The following is a 19,299-nucleotide window of genomic DNA, read 5'->3' as shown; positions in this document are numbered from 1 at the left end:
AAGAAGAAAGTAACCGAAAGAATGAAAGCAATGATATTTGCAGCCGGTTTGGGTAGCCGGCTGAAGCCGCTCACCGATACCATGCCGAAGGCTTTGGTTCCCATAGCCGGACATCCGATGTTGGAACATGTGATCTTAAAACTGAAAGCTGCCGGATTCACAGAAATAGTGATTAATATCCATCATTTTGGCGAACAAATACTTGATTTCTTAGAAGCCAATGAGAATTTTGGGCTTATCATACATATTTCCGATGAACGCGATCTGTTGCTCGACACCGGTGGGGGAATTAAGAAAGCCCGTTCTTTCTTTGAAAACTCCGATGAGCCTTTCCTGATACACAATGTCGATATTCTTTCAGACGTGAATCTGAAAGAATTATATGACTACCATTTACGAAGCGGTGCTGTTGCCACTTTACTGGCCAGCCAACGTAAAACCTCCCGCTATCTTCTTTTTGATACAGATAAGAGACTTTGCGGATGGATAAACAAGGATACGGAACAAGTGAAACCGGAAGGTTTTCAGTATGATTCTTCCCTTTATCAAGAATATGCATTCAGTGGCATCCATGTACTTTCGCCCGCCATTTTTCAATGGATGACCTCTCCCTCATGGGATGGAAAATTCTCTATCATGGATTTCTATCTTGCCACTTGCCGGCAAGTAAACTATGGTGGTTACTTGACAGAAAAGTTGCATCTGATTGATATAGGCAAACCGGAAACATTAGCGAAAGCAGAAGGCTTCTTATACCAAAATGCGAAATAAAGATACTGAAAGAGGCTAAAAGGCCTCTTTCTTTCTATGTAACAAAATATTAAAGTAACTTTGCTTGGATAAACAATCAATATTGTAATACTATACAAATTTTGCTGCATGGAACAGACTTTGGTAAATGGGATAGCTGATAACTTATTGCATAATATCTTTAATGACTTGTCTGTAGGCTTGGAATTGTATGATAAGGACGGTCTCATGATAGATGTCAATTATTCACGGTTGAGATCAATGGGGATAAAAGACAAAAAGGATATTTTGGGCTATAATCTATTCAACTACACCAGTTTCTCTGATGAAATCAAGGAACAGATCAGAAAAGGAGAAACAGTGCGTTTCATGGCAAAATATGATTTTGATGACTTGTGCCGTCTTTTTCCTACTAATCTGTCCGGTATAAAATTCTTCGAGATTACCGTTTCTTTTGTACATAATGATAAGTCTGAAATTACCAATTATATGGTGATAACTCAAGATATCACCGAACGTGTTTTGTGGCAAAACAAATATGACAATCTTTACGAAGAGGTTGTGCGTTCGAAAAAAGAACTTCTTGAGAGCGAACAAAGAATGATCCATTTGATTCGTCAGAATGAATTGGTATTGAACAATATTAATTCGGGATTGGCATATATTGCGAACGACTATATCGTACAATGGGAGAATATCTCGCTTTGTAGTAAAAGCCTTTCTTATGAGGCTTACAAAAAAGGAGAACCTTGCTATCTGACAGCCCATAATCGCACCACTCCTTGTGAGAATTGTGTGATGCAACGTGCCCGGAAATCCGGTCAGGTAGAGTCTATCTTGTTTAATCTGGATAACAAGCATGTCATAGAAGTCTTTGCTACTCCCATATTTAATGAACAGGGAGATGTTGACGGTGTCGTGATTCGCGTAGATGATGTTACCGAGCGGCAGCACATGATAGGTGAACTTGAAAAGGCAAGGAGTCGTGCTGAACAATCCGATAAGTTGAAATCCGCCTTTCTGGCAAATATGAGCCACGAAATCCGTACACCGTTAAATGCTATCGTTGGTTTTTCCGATTTATTGATGGTGACGGAAGATCAAGAAGAAAAAGAAGAATTTATTCAGATTATCAATGCCAACAATGAGTTGCTTTTGAAACTGATTAACGACATACTGGATCTTTCGAAAATAGAAGCCGGCTCGGTAGAACTGAAATACGAAGATTTTGATTTGGCTGTTTATTTCAACGAATTAGCTGCTTCGATGCATCGTCGTGTAGTAAATCCGCAGGTTCGGTTAGTTCCCGTGAATCCTTATGAAACCTGTACCGTTCGTTTGGATAAAAACCGGTTAGCGCAGATTCTCACTAACTTTGTAACTAATGCTATCAAATATACCTCCAAAGGAACTATTGAAATGGGGTATGAAAAGATAGACGGAGATATTCGTCTTTACGTTCGCGATACAGGTATTGGTATACCGGAAGATAAAAAAGACAAGGTATTCCATCGTTTTGAGAAACTGGATGAATTTGCACAGGGAACCGGACTGGGACTGTCTATTTGTAAAGCCATCGTTGAGGCTTGCAGGGGAGAGATAGGCTTTGAGTCGGAATTTGATAAAGGGTCTTTATTTTGGGCGGTTTTGCCATGCCAGTTCGATTCGGTTGACAGCGAGCCGACTTCTTCACGTCGGAATAATGAGAAGGATGCAGATAATGAAAACGTTCTTGACTCCGAAGAAACAAAGAAAGTACCTAAAAGAGTGCTGGTCGTTGAAGATATTCAAAGTAACTTCTTTTTGGTATCTTCTATCTTGAAAAACAAATGTCAGTTGTTACACGCACCGAATGGACTGGAGGCAGTTGAGATTGTCCGTACCCAACCGGTGGATTTGGTACTGATGGATATGAAGATGCCTGTTATGGACGGGCGTACTGCAACCTCGGAGATCCGGAAGTTTAATGCTGAAATTCCGATTATCGCCTTGACTGCTCATGCCTTTGATGCTGACCGGGTAGCTGCGTTGAAAGCCGGTTGTGATGATTATCTGGTGAAGCCGATCAATGGTGCGAAGTTGATGCAGACTCTGAAAGAGTATGGTTGTTGAAAGGATGGGATTAAAAATATGCTGATCTGAAAAAGGGTATATTCTATTCTTTCTGTTTTTAATATATCGGTCACTTGTTTGTGGTGAAGGAAAAAACGCTCTGCATTTTGGATGAAAGAATGTAGGGTTGTTTGTTGTCCTGGATAATTCCTGTCTAAAAATAAATAATTCCTCTGTATTGCTATCTATATGCTTACTGTTTGCCCGTATGTAGTTTGCTTTATCATTTTTCTTTTGTGCGCTTGTGATGATGAACTAGCCTATAAACGGGCTTTTTCGAGGGCTTTTATAACTTGGTCGGTGAGTATGGAAGGCTTTCTCGGTGAGGAAGGATGTGTTCCTCACCGAGGAATGGCTTATTGCTCACCGAGGAAAATCATTTATTTCTTTAAAGAAAACGCATATCATCTGAAAATATATGCTGTATTGTGGTGGTAATATGCATATATATGTGGTAATATGGATGCTTTTAATTCCGGATTACCATCTTCAATAGTTTTGTTTTCTTTCTTAATCTGAAAAATAGAACATTTCTCTTGTTTGTTTGGAGGAATTGAAAGGGAGACAGCTTACTATAAAAGGCTATAAATCCGTAAAGTTTGGGATTGTTTTTTATGTTTATGGATTTAAATAGTTACCTTTGCTAAAAATAGAATATCATGTCCAAATACGTCAATCCTTTTACTGATATAGGATTTAAAATTATTTTTGGTCAACCGGCCAGTAAGAATTTGCTCATCACTTTGTTGAACGAATTACTTGCAGGTGAACATCATATTACAGAACTTACTTTTCTGGATAAGGAAGATCATGCAGACAATGTGAGTGATAAAGGTATCATTTATGATCTTTATTGCCGTACAGCAAGTGGTGAGTATATTATCGTGGAGATGCAGAATCGTTGGCACAGTAATTTTTTAGATCGTACACTTTATTATGTTTGTCGTGCTGTGAGTCGGCAGATAGAATCTCCTTCTTCAAAAGAAGTCCCTGTCCCTGAAGATCCGATGACTGCAAGAGAACCACTTGTCTCTTATGGAAAGCAGTATAGACTACCTACTATATATGGAATTTTCCTGATGAATTTCAAAGAGGAAAATTTAGAGGCTAAATTCCGTACGGATACGGTTCTTTCCGACCGTGATACAGGGAAGATTGTTAATCCGCATCTCCGGCAGATTTATTTGCAATTTCCTTATTTTACAAAGGATTTGTCGGACTGCCATACATTATATGATAAATTAATTTATGCACTGAAGAATATGAGCAATTGGAATAGAATGCCGGATGCTTTGAAAGAACAAGTGTTTGAACATCTGGCGAGATTGGCAGCAGTTGCCGATCTTTCGGAAGAAAACCGTATCGCTTATGATAAGGCATTAGATCGGTATAGGGTCAACCAAATTGTAGAGGAGGATGAACGGCGTAAAAACGAAGAGATGCGGAGAAAAGCGGCTGAAGAAGGGTTAAAGGAAGGGATGAAGGCCGGGTTGGAAAAAGGAGTGAAAAAAGGAAGGCTAGAGGGAATAAAAGAAGGGATGAAAGAAGGGATGAAAGAAGGGATGAAGGAAGGGTTGGAGAAAGGGTTGGAGAAAGGAGAGCAAAAGAAGCAAATTGAAATTGCTCGGAAGATGAGAGAGGACGGAATATCCATTGATATAATTATCAAATATACGGGTCTTCAATCTTCTGATATAGAAAACCTATAATATATCTTCATAGGAAAATTGTTGTAGTTATATTAGGATAAAATATAAAGGAGGCGGGAATATTCAAGAATGGATACTTCCGCTTTCTTTTTTTGATTCGTAAGATGTCCAACAATGTCTATGATGGTTAGATATATCGATGAAATGGATGATTTTAGACAAAATTGGAAAAATAGTAGCTAAAATAGAACATGCATATTCAGTAACCACGTCTATATTTGCGTATGGATTTCAGCAAAAAATCTGGAATAAGCTTTTTAATCTTTAAATTTAATAATTTATAAAAATGACTTCTATGAAGAACCTATCAAAAGTTTTTCTGCTATGTTTCATCACATTGTTTGCGTTTGTAGCGCAATCTATGGGACAAGGAAAAAACATTACCGGTCAGGTAGTGGATGCTCTAAATGAAAGTATGCCTGGTGTCAATGTACAAGTAAAAGGTACTACTAATGGGACAATTACCAACATTGATGGAAAATTCTCCATTTCCGTTCCAAACTCAAAATCAGTGTTGGTCTTTACTTTTATCGGTTATTCCAAACAAGAAATAGTGGTTGGAAATCAGACTAAAATTAACGTTCAATTAAAAGAGGATGCACAAAATTTGGATGAAGTAGTTGTTGTTGGTTATGGAACGGCTAAAAAGAGCGATTTAACAGGCGCTACAGCCAGTCTTCGTCCTGATGCGAATGATGCTTCAAAAGCTGTATCTATTGACGGGCTATTGCAAGGTAAGATTGCAGGTTTAAATGTAACAGCTTCAATGTCTACTCCGGGTGCTGCTTCTTCTGTCACTATTCGTGGTGCTAACTCATTACGTGGAGATAATCAGCCGTTATATGTGATTGATAATGTGCCGCAAGCATCTACTGGTGAGTTTGCCGAGTCTGCTGTGGGAGGTGGTGACTTCCAAATAGCTCAAGATCCGTTGAGTGCAATAAATCCTAATGATATTGAGGATATTACCGTCTTGAAAGATGCTTCTGCTACTGCGATTTATGGTTCTCGTGGTGCCAATGGCGTAATTCTTATTACAACTAAAAAGGGAAAGGCCGGAAAGGCAAAAGTAAATGTCACAGCGAACTTTACGATAGCTAATGCACGTAACTTGCACGATATGTTAAATTTGGAAGAGTATGCCGATTACACTAATTCTAAATTAGACCAACCGCGATATTATCTGCAACCTAATGGTGAAATGCGTTACGTATTTAGTGGTAATGAATCCGCTTATCAGGCAGATCCGAATAATCCGGAATTATATAAGGTTATTACCTATCGCAACTGGCAAAAAGAAGCATATACATCAGCTTTCTCACAGGTCTACTCGGCTTCTGTCAGTGGAGGAACTGCCGGTATGAAATATTATATCTCCGGTAACTTTAAGGATATTAATGGTATCGTAGAAAATACAGGAATAAAACAGGGTGACTTGCGTGCTAATTTAACTGCTGAATTATCTAAAAAAGTAACTTTAAATTTGATATTGAGCGGTTCATTAAAGCAGAATGATATGATGACGGGCGGTAATACAACCGGAGGCGTTGCCGGATCTTTGGCTCGTACGGTTCTTGATACAGCTCCTTATATTGTTCCTGATGATGATCCGGGTGCTTTGGAATCAAAAATGAATGTATTTAGTTGGGTAAATGATTATGATGATATTACTAATAATAAGACATTTAATGGAAGCTTGAATCTGAATTGGAACATTAATAAATATTTCTCGTATAGTCTGCGTGCAGGGGGGAATATAATTGTCAATGACCGTAAACGTTGGTATGGGATTCAGTTACCTCCGGGAGAAAATGTGAAGGGTTTACTGGCAATCAGTAATGTCAATAAGTCTAATTATACAGTGGAAAACCTGTTAAACTTTAATATGGACTTGACTAAGGATTTTCGTCTGTCGGCAACAGCGGGTATCACTTATGATGAATATCATTTTCTGACAGAGAATGTTTCAGGCAATACTTTTTCTATCTATGACTTACGTACTAAAGGATTGTCTAATGCAGGAAAAGTGGATGTAAAACAGCCTATACAAAAAGATTATCAATTACTTTCATATTTAGGACGTGTTAATTTATCTGCTTATGATAAGTACTTGTTGACGGCTTCATTGCGTGCTGACGGATCCAGTAAATTTAAAAAGGGTAATCGTTGGGCATATTTCCCGTCTTTCTCATTAGCATGGCGTATGGAACAGGAAGCTTATATGAAGAGCATTGATTGGCTAAGTCAGTTGAAGGTACGTGTTGGTTATGGTGAGACAGGTAATCAGGGTATTGATCCATATCAGTCTCTATCTATTTATGAAAATAAGGTGGACTATGCTGATGGAGATGGGAATAAACTGACGTCTATGCAAATCAAAAGTCTGCAAAATGAGGGTTTGAAGTGGGAACGTACTTCTTCGTGGAATGTTGGTCTTGACTTTGGTTTCTTTAATGGTCGCCTGAATGGTGCATTTGATTATTACCGTAAAAACACAAAAGATTTGTTGGTTGAGCGTGCTCTGCCATATTCCAGTGGATTTGCAACAGTGATGATAAATGAAGGCTCGTTGTTGAATAAAGGTTTTGAGTTTAGTTTAAATGCTGATATTATTCGCAGTAACGGGTGGAAGTGGAATGTAGGCGGAAATATTGGTTTCAACAAGACTACGATTGAGAATTTAGGTTTGGAAGTTTCTGATATAGGTTCCTTGAAAGGAGTACGTGGTTATTTAGGTAAGACGATTGGCGATCATTTTGGACCTGCAAATGTTTTTATTGAGGGTGAGGCTCCGGGACTATTTTTCGGTTATAAGACACAGGGAATTATTCAGGAAGAAGATGTTGTTGATGGCAAAGTAGGATATATCTCATCAGATGGTTCTACCAAATATTACACTTCATCTGTTGGAAATGATATGGCAGCTGGTAATATTAAATGTGTGGATGTGAATGAAGATGGTATAGTAGATCCTAATGACATGGTTGTGATAGGTGATCCGAATCCTGATTTCACCTATGGTTTCCAGACACGTTTGGAATGGAAGAATCTCTCTCTCTCTGCTTCTTTTACAGGTGTTTATGGTAATGATATTCTGAATACAAATATCCGTTACGAACAGACTCCTTCCAGACAGGCTGGAAACTTGAGAAAAGATGCTTATTATAATGCCTGGACTCCGGAGAATCGTTCTAATTTATATCCGTCGTCTACTTCAAATGTAAAAGGTGTTGTTTATGATCGTTATGTAGAAGATGGAAGTTATTTGCGTTGTTCAGATATTACGCTGAATTATATTTTGCCTAAAGCGTGGATGACTAAGATTGGGTTCCAGAATACCAGTATTTTTGCTTCAGTAAAGAATGCATTTGTTATAACCAATTATAGTGGATATGATCCGGAGGTAAATAGCTTTGCATTTGATGGCCTGCGTCGGGGTATTGATATGAATGCTTTTCCAAATATGCGTTCTTTTGTGTTTGGCTTGAATGTAACCTTTTAATTTACAATAAATGATTATGAAAATGAAGAAATTTACCTATATATTTTTATTAGCAAGCTGCTTATTATTGGCTTCTTGTGAATCGTGGTTAGATGAAGACCCGCAATATACTTTGAATACACAAATTCAGTTTTCTACTTCTGAAAAGGCACGTGCAGCATTATATGGATGCTATGGTTATTTTGCATTGACTAGTGGAGGATATGGTCAGCATTGGCAAGAAATTCCGGTACGATATAGTGGTTTCGGATGGGCACAGACTAATGGGGGTACAAATGATATGTGTGGATGGCTGCAATGTGACTATACAGATGATCTGTTGACAAATGCATGGTATGTAATGTATAAAGTAATTAATGAAACGAATGCATTTATAGCCAACGTAGAAAGTACTTCTTTGGAGGATAAAGACGAAATGGCTGCAGAGGCTCATTTCTTGCGTGCCTTGTCTTATTATAACCTTGCAATATGTTGGGGAGATGTACCCTTGAAGACAACTCCTTCTTCTCATGACGGCGTAGCTGTACCTCGTTCCTCGCGTTTAGAGGTGTTGGATGTTGTACGAAGTGACTTGGAATTTGCTTCAAAATATTTGCCGGAAACGAATTCTGATGGATTTCCAACGAAATGGACTGCAGAAGCATATTTAGGTAAGTTGTATCATACTTTAGGTTGTTTGGGTGATGCTACAGCTTGGGAAAAAGCAAAGACCTATTTTGAAGGAGTGAAAGGTAAATATGATTTGGAATCGAAATTTTCTAATTTATTTGTTGATAAGATTAAAGGTTCTAAAGAATCTATATTTCAACTGGGATTTCAGGTGAATGGTGAGTTGTCTTCTTTTAATAGGGGATCTTGGGTTTTTAATCCTGCTGCATCATCGTATGGTAAGAGTTTCCATAGAGTGAAGTGTACGAAAGCTTTTTATGATTTCTTTGCGGGAACCTATTGGGGAGATCCTCGTATTGAGACTACATTTATGGCAAAATGGAGAAAATGTACAAACAATATCGGACCTGTAGCTCAAGTAGAGCCTGTGCCGTCTGCCCGTGACTCTACCTATGAATATCCTTATTTCACTTATGATAGCGGTATAAAACCTGCCGGTTGGAAAAATAACAAGTTGTTAGTTGGTAGAATTCCTTATGAGTTATTGACTAATAAAGAGAATCCGAGCGCGGATGAAATTTTGGCTATCACGAATGATGAAACCAAATTTGATGAGAAATATCGTAAAGGATTGAAAGATTTTTTGAATGTATGTACTGCGGCGGGTAGGACAGGAGAAAGAGCGGCATGGCCTCATTTTGCAAAAGCTTTTGATATGAATATGGCAGGTATTGCCAGTCATAAAAATCTAATTTTATATCGTTATGCAGATTTATTATTGATGTTGGCTGATGTCTATAATGAATTGGATAGAAAAGACGATGCAATTAATACAGTAGATCTCGTGTTGGCGCGTGCACGTAAGTCGGGAGCTAAGGTTTCGACACAACCAGCCAAATGGGAGTCAACATTAACAAAAGATCAAGTACGTGAAAAGATATTCTTTGAAAGACTTTTTGAAGGTGCCGGTGAAACTGAAATGTATCAAATGATGCGCTTGCGTGGAACTGAATATTTGAAAAAAGCACTTACTGTGAATAATAATCACTCAATAACTAAAAAGTGGCAGGAGAATAATCCCAATGCAACGGGAGTCTGGGGTGAACGTATTTACAATAATGGAAATTTGAATGATGAGACTTTCTTGAAAAAGAATTTGTTGTTCCCTATTCCGCGTGATGAAATGAATACTAATATAGCTATTACAAAAAATAACTTCGGCTATTAAAAATAGTAGTTATAACAAGTTGTTTTTTCCCGAATGCAGAGGAGGAGTGTTTCTGCTTTTCATTCGGGTTTTCTTTATATAAATAGAAATCATTGTATATATTTTCTTGGATTTGCTGGATTGGAAATGAGTTGTAAATAGTGTTTTTGCCATTTTTCCTTCTGAAACAGACAAAAATGGAGAATATTGGAAATTAATTGGTTATTTGTGAACATGGATTTTGTTGACAGGTCTCTACCTTTGTCACTACAATCTAATATAAAGTTGTTTTATGGAAAAACTGCAATCAAACTTATTCTTTCCTTTAGCAGGAATAGCTGCCGTAGCTTCCCTTGCTTCCTGCTCAAACAAGCAAAGGCCTGCGGAGCAACTCCCTTTGAATATCGTCTACATTATGACAGACGACCACACAGCTCAAATGATGAGCTGTTACGACACACGCTACATGGAAACCCCCAACCTCGACCGCATTGCTGCTGACGGTGTACGTTTTACTCAAAGCTTTGTTGCCAATTCTTTAAGCGGCCCCAGCCGTGCCTGCATGATAACGGGCAAACATAGTTGTGCCAATAAATTCTATGATAATACCACTTGCGTATTCGACAGTTCGCAACAAACTTTTCCGAAACTGTTGCAGAAAATCGGTTATCAGACAGCATTGGTGGGTAAATGGCATCTTGAAAGCTTGCCTTCCGGCTTTGATTACTGGCAGATTGTTCCCGGACAAGGAGACTACTACAACCCGGATTTCATCACACAAAACAATGACACTATTCAAAAACATGGATACATCACGAATCTTATTACCGATGACGCCATTGACTGGATAGAAAACAAACGCAATCCGGAAAAACCTTTCTGCCTTTTGATTCACCACAAGGCAATTCACCGTAACTGGTTGGCGGATACTTGCAACCTGGCTTTGTACGAAGATAAAACCTTCCCGCTACCGGATAATTTCTTTGACGATTATGAAGGACGTCCCGCCGCTGCCGCGCAAGAGATGAATATTGTGAAGGACATGGACATGATTTATGACCTCAAAATGCTTCGTCCTGATAAAAACACCCGTCTGAAATCCTTATATGAGAAGTATGTCGGACGTATGGACGAAGGTCAACGTGCTGCATGGGACAAATTCTACACGCCGGTTATAGATGATTTCTACAGGCAGAACCTGCAAGGCAAGGAACTTGCCAATTGGAAATTCCAGCGTTACATGCGTGACTATATGAAGACCGTAAAATCACTGGACGACAATGTTGGTCGTGTACTCGACTATCTGAAAGAGAAAGGCTTGCTGGATAACACACTTGTCGTCTATACTTCCGACCAAGGATTCTACATGGGTGAACACGGTTGGTTTGATAAACGCTTCATGTACGAAGAATCCATGCGTACACCGCTTATCATGCGTTTGCCGAAAGGATTCGACCGCAGGGGTGATATCACAGAAATGGTACAGAACATCGACTATGCACCCACCTTCCTCGAATTGGCAGGAGCAGAAATCCCTTCTGATATCCAAGGGATATCCCTCGTTCCTTTACTGAAAGGCGAACATCCGAAAGACTGGCGGAAAGCTCTCTACTATCATTTCTATGAATATCCCGCTGAACACATGGTGAAACGTCATTACGGGGTACGTACAGACCGCTATAAATTGATTCATTTCTATAATGATATCAACTGGTGGGAACTCTACGACTTGCAGGCAGACCCGTCGGAAATGCACAACCTCTACGGGCAACCTGAATACGAATCGGTAGTGAAAGAACTGAAAGAAGAAATGCTGAAACTTCAGGAGCAATACAATGACCCTGTCCGCTTCTCACCGGAAAGAGACAAGGAATAACACCAACGTATATACACCATGAAAAGATACATCTTAATCATTCTCATACTGCTTTCGCCACTGACAGTGTTCTTGCAGGCTGATAACTTAACATCCCCTTTAATTTCAATAGTACCACGCCCGACACAGATTGTGCCGGGTAGTGGTAATTTCACCTTTTCTGCAAAAACGGCCTTTGCGGTAGAAAATCAGGAACAAGCCGTGATTGCCCGCAATTTTATCGACTTGTTTACCCGTGCTGCCGGAATAACTCCGGCTTTGAATGTCGGCAGCAAAGAAGGACAAATTCGTTTTGTGACGGATTCTTCTTTTAAACCCGAAGCATATCTGTTGGAGATTACACCGCAACAGATACTTATTAAAGCTTCGGATACAAAGGGTTTCTTTTATGCCCTGCAATCTATTCGCCAACTCCTGCCTGCTGCCATAGAATCAGAGCAACCGGTACAGAATATCGCTTGGAGCGTTCCCGCAATGACAGTTCAGGATGAGCCCCGTTTTGGTTTCAGAGGATTACTTTTGGACCCGGTACGTTGCTTTATTCCCAAAGAGAACGTACTGCGAATCATCGACTGTATGGCGATGTTGAAAATAAACAAACTTCATTTTCATCTGACGGACGATAACGGCTGGCGGATTGAAATAAAGAAATATCCTCGTTTGACGGAAGTAGGAGCGTGGAGAGTAGACCGTACGGATGTACCTTTTCACTCACGCCGTAACCCGGAGCGTGGAGAGCTTACTCCAATAGGTGGTTTCTATACACAGGAGGAGATTCGGGAAATTGTAGCTTATGCTGCCGACAGACAAATAGAAGTCATTCCGGAAATAGATGTACCGGCACACAGTAACGCTGCTTTGGCTGCTTATCCCCAGTTTGCTTGTCCGGTTGTGAAAGACTTTATCGGTGTACTTCCCGGCTTGGGAGGACGAAATTCCGAGATTATCTACTGTGCGGGAAATGATAGCGTATTTACATTCTTGCAGGATGTCTTTGACGAAATTCTGGCACTTTTCCCTTCCCGCTATATTCATGTCGGAGGAGATGAAGCGCGAAAGACGAACTGGGAAAAATGTCCGCTTTGTCAGAAACGGATGAGAAAGCAGCATTTAGCCAATGAGGAAGACTTGCAAGGTTATTTCATGAAGCGTATCAGTGATTACCTGCGTAAGAAAGGACGCGAGGTGATTGGCTGGGATGAGTTGACAAACAGTTCTTTTCTTCCCGAAGAATCCATTATTCTCGGTTGGCAGGGAATGGGAACGGCTGCCCTGAAAGCTGCTGAAAAAGGACATCGTTTTATCATGACTCCGGCGCGTATCATGTACCTGATTCGCTATCAGGGACCGCAATGGTTTGAACCGGTAACGTATTTCGGTAACAATACCCTAAAAGATGTTTTTGATTACGAACCTGTACAAAAAGACTGGAAACCGGAATACGAATCATTGCTAATGGGTATACAGGCCTGTATGTGGACGGAATTCTGTAATAAACCGGAAGACGTGGATTATCTTTTGTTCCCTCGTCTGGCTGCCTTGGCAGAAGTGGCTTGGACAGCTGCAGGAACGAAGGACTGGACTGGATTTTTGAAACGAATGGATGTATACAATTCGCATATTGCAGAAAAAGGAATTGTTTATGCCCGCTCAATGTATAACATACAACAGACGGTGACACCAGTGGACGGACATCTGGAAGTGAGTTTGGAATGTATCCGTCCGGATGTGGAAATTTATTATACACTGAATGGGAGTAATCCGGCAATGTCTTCTCATCGTTACGACGGACCTATCTGTGTGACGAAAACGCAAATGGTGAAAGCCGCTACCTTTATGAACGGCAAGCAAATGGGAGAAACCTTAGAGTTACCACTCACATGGAACAAAGCTACGGCAAAACCTTTGCTTGACAATAAGAAGAACGAAATGTTATTAGTCAATGGATTGCGGGGAAGCTTGAAATATACTGATTTTGAATGGTGTAACTGGAGCCGGAATGATTCTATCTCTTTCACAATAGATTTGCAGAGTCAGGAAAAACTGAATAAATTAACCATTGGTTGCATTACGAATTATGGAATGGGAGCGCACAAACCGAAAATGATTCGCGTAGAAGTTTCTGATGATAATCGTACCTACCATGCCATAGGAGAATTGAACTTTTCTCCGGAAGAAATCTATCAGGAAGGAACTTTCAGAAATGACTATTCGATAGACATGGGCGGAGTATCTGCTCGTTATGTCCGGGTGACGGCAGAAGGTGCGGGGATATGTCCCGACGAGCATGTCCGCCCCGGTCAGGAAGCGAGAGTCTATTTTGATGAAGTGATTATAGAATAGTAATCAAGTAGTTAAAAATAGCAATTAGGTGCTTTGTAAAACAATCTTGTATAAACTAATTATGATGACATGCTTATGAACATTAGCTTTAAGAAACGAACTTCTTTAATCTTATCAGCAGTACTGGCTGCCACTACTTTCACGTTAGCGCAGCAACAACCGTTACCCGAATGGCAGAGCCAGTATGCGGTGGGACTGAACAAACTCGCTCCTCACACATACGTATGGCCTTATGCCAACGCTTCCGACATTGAAAAGCCGGGAGGGTATGAACAGTCTCCTTTTTATATGAGCCTGAACGGAAAGTGGAAATTCCATTGGGTGAAGAATCCCGATAACCGTCCGAAGGACTTTTACCAACCTTCTTATTACACAGGAGGATGGGCGGACATCAATGTGCCTGGCAACTGGGAACGTCAGGGTTATGGCACAGCTATCTATGTCAACGAAACGTATGAATTTGACGATAAAATGTTCAACTTCAAGAAGAATCCGCCGCTGGTACCGCATGCGGAGAATGAAGTCGGCTCATACCGCCGTACCTTCAAAGTGCCTGCCGACTGGAAAGGACGCCGGGTAGTACTTTGTTGTGAAGGGGTCATCTCTTTCTATTATGTATGGGTGAATGGAAAATTGCTTGGATACAATCAGGGGTCAAAGACAGCTGCCGAATGGGATATTACTGACGTCCTCAATGAAGGCGAAAATGTGGTTGCTTTGGAAGTGTACCGATGGAGTGCGGGTGCTTACTTGGAATGTCAGGATATGTGGCGTTTGAGTGGTATCGAACGCGATGTGTATCTTTACAGCACTCCCAAACAGTACATTGCCGACTACAAACTGAATGCATCTTTGGACAAAGAGAAATACAAAGATGGAATTTTCGGACTTGAAGTGACCGTAGAGGGACCTTCTATTACACCTGGAGCCACTTCTATTGCTTATACCCTGAAAGACGCCGAAGGCAAAACTGTCCTGCAGGATGCCATCCGGATAAAATCCCGTGGATTGAGCAATCTTATCACGTTTGATAGAAAGAATCTACCTGATGTAAAGGCTTGGAGCGCAGAGTATCCTCATCTTTACACATTAATACTCGAACTGAAGGATGAACAAGGCAAGGTCACCGAACTGACGGGTTGCGAAGTCGGCTTCCGTACTTCGGAAATTAAGGACGGACGTTTCTGCATCAACGGTGTTCCGGTATTGGTGAAAGGAACCAATCGCCACGAACACTCCCAGCTGGGACGTACCGTGAGCAAAGAACTGATGGAACTGGACATCAAACTGATGAAGCTGCACAATATCAACATGGTGCGTAACTCGCATTATCCGACTCACCCTTACTGGTATCAGCTTTGCGACCGCTACGGATTGTACATGATTGATGAGGCAAATATCGAATCCCACGGCATGGGATATGGGGCTGCTTCTCTTGCCAAAGACACTACCTGGCTGACCGCACACATGGACCGCACCCACCGGATGTACGAACGTTCCAAGAATCATCCCGCTATCGTCATCTGGTCGTTGGGAAATGAAGCCGGCAACGGAATCAACTTCGAGCGTACCTACGACTGGCTGAAATCGGTAGAAAACACTCGCCCCGTGCAATACGAACGTGCCGAATTGAACTATAATACGGATATTTACTGCCGTATGTACCGCAGTGTGGACGACATCAAAGCATATCTTGCGAAGAAAGACATCTACCGTCCTTTTATTCTTTGTGAATACCTGCACGCGATGGGCAACAGTTGCGGCGGACTGAAAGAATACTGGGATGTATTTGAAAACAATCCGATGGCACAAGGTGGCTGCGTTTGGGACTGGGTGGACCAGTCATTCCGCGAAATAGACAAAAACGGTAAATGGTATTGGACGTATGGCGGTGATTACGGGCCGGAAGGAATCCCGAGTTTCGGTAACTTCTGCTGTAACGGTTTGGTAGGCGCCAATCGTGAACCGCATCCGCATTTGCTTGAGGTAAAGAAAGTATACCAGAATATAAAAGCGACTTTGGCAGATCAAAAGAATCTGACTATCCGTGTCAAGAACTGGTATGACTTCTCTAATCTGAATGAGTATGTACTGAACTGGAATGTGACGGCAGACAATGGCAAGATTTTGGCAGAAGGTACGAAAACGATTGATTGTGCACCGCACGCTACCGTAGATGTAGCTTTAGGCGCTGTCAAACTTCCGAATACAATTCGTGAGGCTTATCTGAATATCAGCTGGATGCGTCGTGAAGCATCTTCAATGATCGATAAGGACTGGGAAGTGGCATACGATCAGTTCGTGCTTGCCGGTAATAAGAATTACACAGGCTACCGTCCGCAAAAAGCAGGTGAAACGGCTTTCACCGTTGACAAGCAAACAGGGGCGCTGACTTCATTGAACCTGAATGGCAAAGAATTATTAGCTGCTCCGCTGACATTGAGCCTTTTCCGCCCGGCAACGGATAATGACAACCGGGATAAGAACGGTGCACGTCTGTGGCGTAATGCAGGATTGGATAATCTGACCCAAAAGGTCGTTTCACTGAAAGAGGGCAAGACTTCGACCACTGCCCGGGTGGAAATTCTAAATGCGAAAGCGCAAAAGATAGGAACTGCCGACTTTGTTTATTCATTGGATAAAAACGGTGCGTTGAAAGTACTTACTACTTTCCAGTCCGACACGACCATCGTGAAATCAATGGCACGTCTGGGACTGACATTCCGTGTGGCGAACACCTACGATCAGGTTTCTTACCTCGGACGTGGAGGGAATGAAACATACATTGACCGCAATCAGTCCGGCAAAATCGGTGTATATCAGACCACACCGGAACGGATGTTTCATTATTATGTTGCTCCGCAATCTACGGGCAACCGCACCGATGTACGTTGGGCGAAGTTGGCAAATACTTCCGGCGAAGGCCTCTTTGTAGAATCAAATCGTGTTTTCCAGTTTAGTATGATTCCTTTCTCGGATGTATTATTAGAGAAGGCCCGCCATATCAATGAACTGGAACGTGATGGCTTGTTGACAGTGCATCTGGATGCCGAACAGGCAGGCGTGGGAACGGCTACTTGTGGTCCCGGAGTGTTACCGCAATACTTGGTTCCATTAAAGAAACAGAGTTTTGAATTTACCCTTTATCCGGTGAAATAGATACTAAATCAATAGGTTATTTAGATTATATATAAAGGTGGGGGTTACACTGATTGAATGGGATATCGTAAGAAAGTATTCCATGAGAATCGTGAAATCCGTACCTTTATTTTATTTTTGTAAAACTGCAATAATTTATAGGCTATGAATAAACTACTAATCTCTCTCTTATTGTCTTCTACCCTCATCGGTGGAGTGCAGGCACAGAAAAAAGAAAACTACTACGTGAAGCATGTTGAATTTCCTCAAGATGCAACGCTCGAACAGAAAGTCGATATGGCAGCGCGGCTGGTACCCACTCCGCAACAATATGCCTGGCAACAAATGGAACTGACCGCTTTCCTTCATTTTGGCATCAACACTTTTACCGGACGTGAATGGGGAGACGGAAAAGAAGATCCCGCACTCTTTAATCCTTCAGAACTCGATGCTGAACAATGGGTGAAGAGTTTGAAAAATGCAGGTTTCAAAATGGTTATTCTGACCGCAAAGCATCACGACGGTTTCTGCCTGTGGCCTACAGCTACAACGAAACATTCCGTAGCCTCTTCTCCTTGGAAGAACGGACAGGGGGATGTCGTAAAAGAACTTCGGAAAGCCTGCGATAAATATGATATGAAGTTCGGCGTCTATCTTTCTCCGTGGGACCGCAATGCGGAATGTTATGGAGACTCTCCCCGTTACAATGAATTTTTTGTCCGTCAATTGACGGAATTGCTCACCAATTATGGTGAGGTGCATGAAGTCTGGTTCGACGGGGCGAATGGCGAAGGCCCGAACGGAAAGAAACAAGTGTATGACTGGGACGCTTTCTATAAAACCATTCAACGCCTTCAACCGAAAGCAGTAATGGCGATTATGGGCGACGATGTCCGCTGGGTAGGAAACGAGAAAGGGATAGGCCGTGAAACGGAATGGAATGCCACCGTACTGACTCCGGGAATTTATGCCCGCTCGACAGAAAACAACAAACGTCTGGGTGTCTTTAGCAAAGCGGAAGATTTAGGAAGCCGCAAAATGCTGGAGAAAGCTACGGAATTATTCTGGTATCCTTCGGAAGTGGATGTGTCCATCCGTCCGGGATGGTTCTATCATGCGGAAGAAGACGCGAAAGTGAAATCCTTGAAACATCTGTCGGATATTTATTTCCAGTCGGTAGGATATAACTCCGTGCTTTTATTGAATATACCGCCCGACCGCAAAGGCTTGATTAATGAAGCGGACGTGAATCGTCTGGAGGAATTTGCAGCTTACCGTGAACAGATATTTGCCGATAACCGGGTGAAGAAAGGGAGAAACTACTGGAATGCCATTTCGGGCAGTGAAGCCGTTTATTCTTTGGAACCGGGTTCGGAAATTAACTTAGTGATGCTTCAGGAAGATATCACAAAAGGACAGAGAGTGGAGTCTTTCGTCGTAGAGGCTTTGACTGATAACGGTTGGAAAGAAGTAGGCAAGGGTACGACAATCGGATATAAACGTATGCTGCGTTTCCCGGTCGTGAAAGCCAGTCAGTTACGGGTGAAGATTGACGAATGTCGTCTGACTGCTCATATTAACCAAGTGGCCGCTTATTATGCAGCTCCTTTGCAGGAAGTGGTTCAGGGTGAAGATTGGAATAATCTGCCTCGTGCCAGCTGGAAACAAGTCGCTGATTCTCCGTTGACGATTGACTTGGGCAAATCGGTGACATTAGCCAGCTTTACTTATGCCCCTTCGAAAGCGGAAGCGAAACCGACGATGGCTTTCCGTTATAAATTCTTTGTGAGCATGGACGGAAAGCACTGGAAGGAAGTTCCTGCCAATGGTGAGTTCAGTAATATCATGCACAACCCGCTGCCGCAAACGGTCACTTTCGGGCAGAAAGTACAGGCGCGTTATATTAAGTTGGAGGCTACTACACCTACCGCAACAACCGCGAAAGTAGGAATGGATGAAATAGGAGTGATAACAACTCCCTGATGGGATTGTTATCGCTGAAAGATATGCTTAGAGAATAGCAGTGAAGACTGGCAGTCCCGATTTCTTGTGA

At 41.6% G+C, this 19,299-nt stretch carries 9 protein-coding genes; all 9 read left to right on the top strand.

What is annotated here, in order from left to right; genetic code table 11:
- Positions 1–21 precede the first annotated feature (21 nt).
- The gene (locus tag INE92_RS11360) at positions 22–771 is read left to right on the top strand and encodes a nucleotidyltransferase family protein (protein WP_004300821.1); all 750 of its coding nucleotides are present in this window, start codon (positions 22–24) and stop codon (positions 769–771) included.
- 108 nt (positions 772–879) lie between these two features.
- Complete coding sequence (locus INE92_RS11355; RefSeq protein WP_117809719.1) at positions 880–2,862, top strand: hybrid sensor histidine kinase/response regulator; 1,983 nt, start codon at positions 880–882, stop codon at positions 2,860–2,862.
- 659 nt (positions 2,863–3,521) lie between these two features.
- Positions 3,522–4,571 carry a PD-(D/E)XK nuclease family transposase gene (locus tag INE92_RS11350; protein WP_008026065.1) on the top strand — a complete coding sequence of 350 codons (1,050 nt, stop codon included), beginning with the start codon at positions 3,522–3,524 and terminating at the stop codon, positions 4,569–4,571.
- A gap of 295 nt (positions 4,572–4,866) precedes the next feature.
- Positions 4,867–8,073 (top strand): SusC/RagA family TonB-linked outer membrane protein, encoded by a 3,207-nt coding sequence (locus INE92_RS11345; RefSeq protein ID WP_008017577.1) that lies wholly within the window; start codon positions 4,867–4,869, stop codon positions 8,071–8,073.
- A 22-nt stretch (positions 8,074–8,095) separates the two neighbouring features.
- Positions 8,096–9,910, top strand: coding sequence for a RagB/SusD family nutrient uptake outer membrane protein (locus INE92_RS11340; protein WP_008026069.1), 1,815 nt, complete (start codon positions 8,096–8,098; stop codon positions 9,908–9,910).
- A 271-nt stretch (positions 9,911–10,181) separates the two neighbouring features.
- A complete protein-coding gene (locus INE92_RS11335) occupies positions 10,182–11,765 on the top strand; it encodes a sulfatase family protein (protein WP_004316231.1) in 1,584 nt (527 codons plus the stop codon).
- An 18-nt stretch (positions 11,766–11,783) separates the two neighbouring features.
- Positions 11,784–14,108 (top strand): glycoside hydrolase family 20 protein, encoded by a 2,325-nt coding sequence (locus INE92_RS11330; RefSeq protein WP_141409454.1) that lies wholly within the window; start codon positions 11,784–11,786, stop codon positions 14,106–14,108.
- 69 nt (positions 14,109–14,177) lie between these two features.
- Complete coding sequence (locus INE92_RS11325) at positions 14,178–17,267, top strand: glycoside hydrolase family 2 TIM barrel-domain containing protein (protein ID WP_008026074.1); 3,090 nt, start codon at positions 14,178–14,180, stop codon at positions 17,265–17,267.
- Positions 17,268–17,411: 144 nt separating this feature from the next.
- The gene (locus INE92_RS11320; RefSeq protein ID WP_195436575.1) at positions 17,412–19,229 is read left to right on the top strand and encodes an alpha-L-fucosidase; all 1,818 of its coding nucleotides are present in this window, start codon (positions 17,412–17,414) and stop codon (positions 19,227–19,229) included.
- The last annotated feature ends 70 nt before the right edge of the window (positions 19,230–19,299 follow it).

This window comes from Bacteroides xylanisolvens, from assembly GCF_018289135.1.
GTDB classification, from domain to species: Bacteria; Bacteroidota; Bacteroidia; order Bacteroidales; family Bacteroidaceae; genus Bacteroides; species Bacteroides xylanisolvens.
The sequence above is the reverse complement of the archived record's forward strand: the minus strand, read 5'-3'. Positions and strand labels throughout refer to the sequence as shown.

Bases quoted from the DNA above. Each gene is read 5' to 3' on its own strand.
- INE92_RS11350 (WP_008026065.1), top strand. From the start codon at position 3,522: ATGTCCAAATACGTCAATCCTTTTACTGATATAGGATTTAAAATTATT.
- INE92_RS11340 (WP_008026069.1), top strand. From the start codon at position 8,096: ATGAAGAAATTTACCTATATATTTTTATTAGCAAGCTGCTTATTATTG.
- INE92_RS11360 (WP_004300821.1), top strand. From the start codon at position 22: ATGAAAGCAATGATATTTGCAGCCGGTTTGGGTAGCCGGCTGAAGCCG.
- INE92_RS11330 (WP_141409454.1), top strand. From the start codon at position 11,784: ATGAAAAGATACATCTTAATCATTCTCATACTGCTTTCGCCACTGACA.
- INE92_RS11320 (WP_195436575.1), top strand. From the start codon at position 17,412: ATGAATAAACTACTAATCTCTCTCTTATTGTCTTCTACCCTCATCGGT.
- INE92_RS11325 (WP_008026074.1), top strand. From the start codon at position 14,178: ATGCTTATGAACATTAGCTTTAAGAAACGAACTTCTTTAATCTTATCA.
- INE92_RS11345 (WP_008017577.1), top strand. From the start codon at position 4,867: ATGAAGAACCTATCAAAAGTTTTTCTGCTATGTTTCATCACATTGTTT.
- INE92_RS11355 (WP_117809719.1), top strand. From the start codon at position 880: ATGGAACAGACTTTGGTAAATGGGATAGCTGATAACTTATTGCATAAT.
- INE92_RS11335 (WP_004316231.1), top strand. From the start codon at position 10,182: ATGGAAAAACTGCAATCAAACTTATTCTTTCCTTTAGCAGGAATAGCT.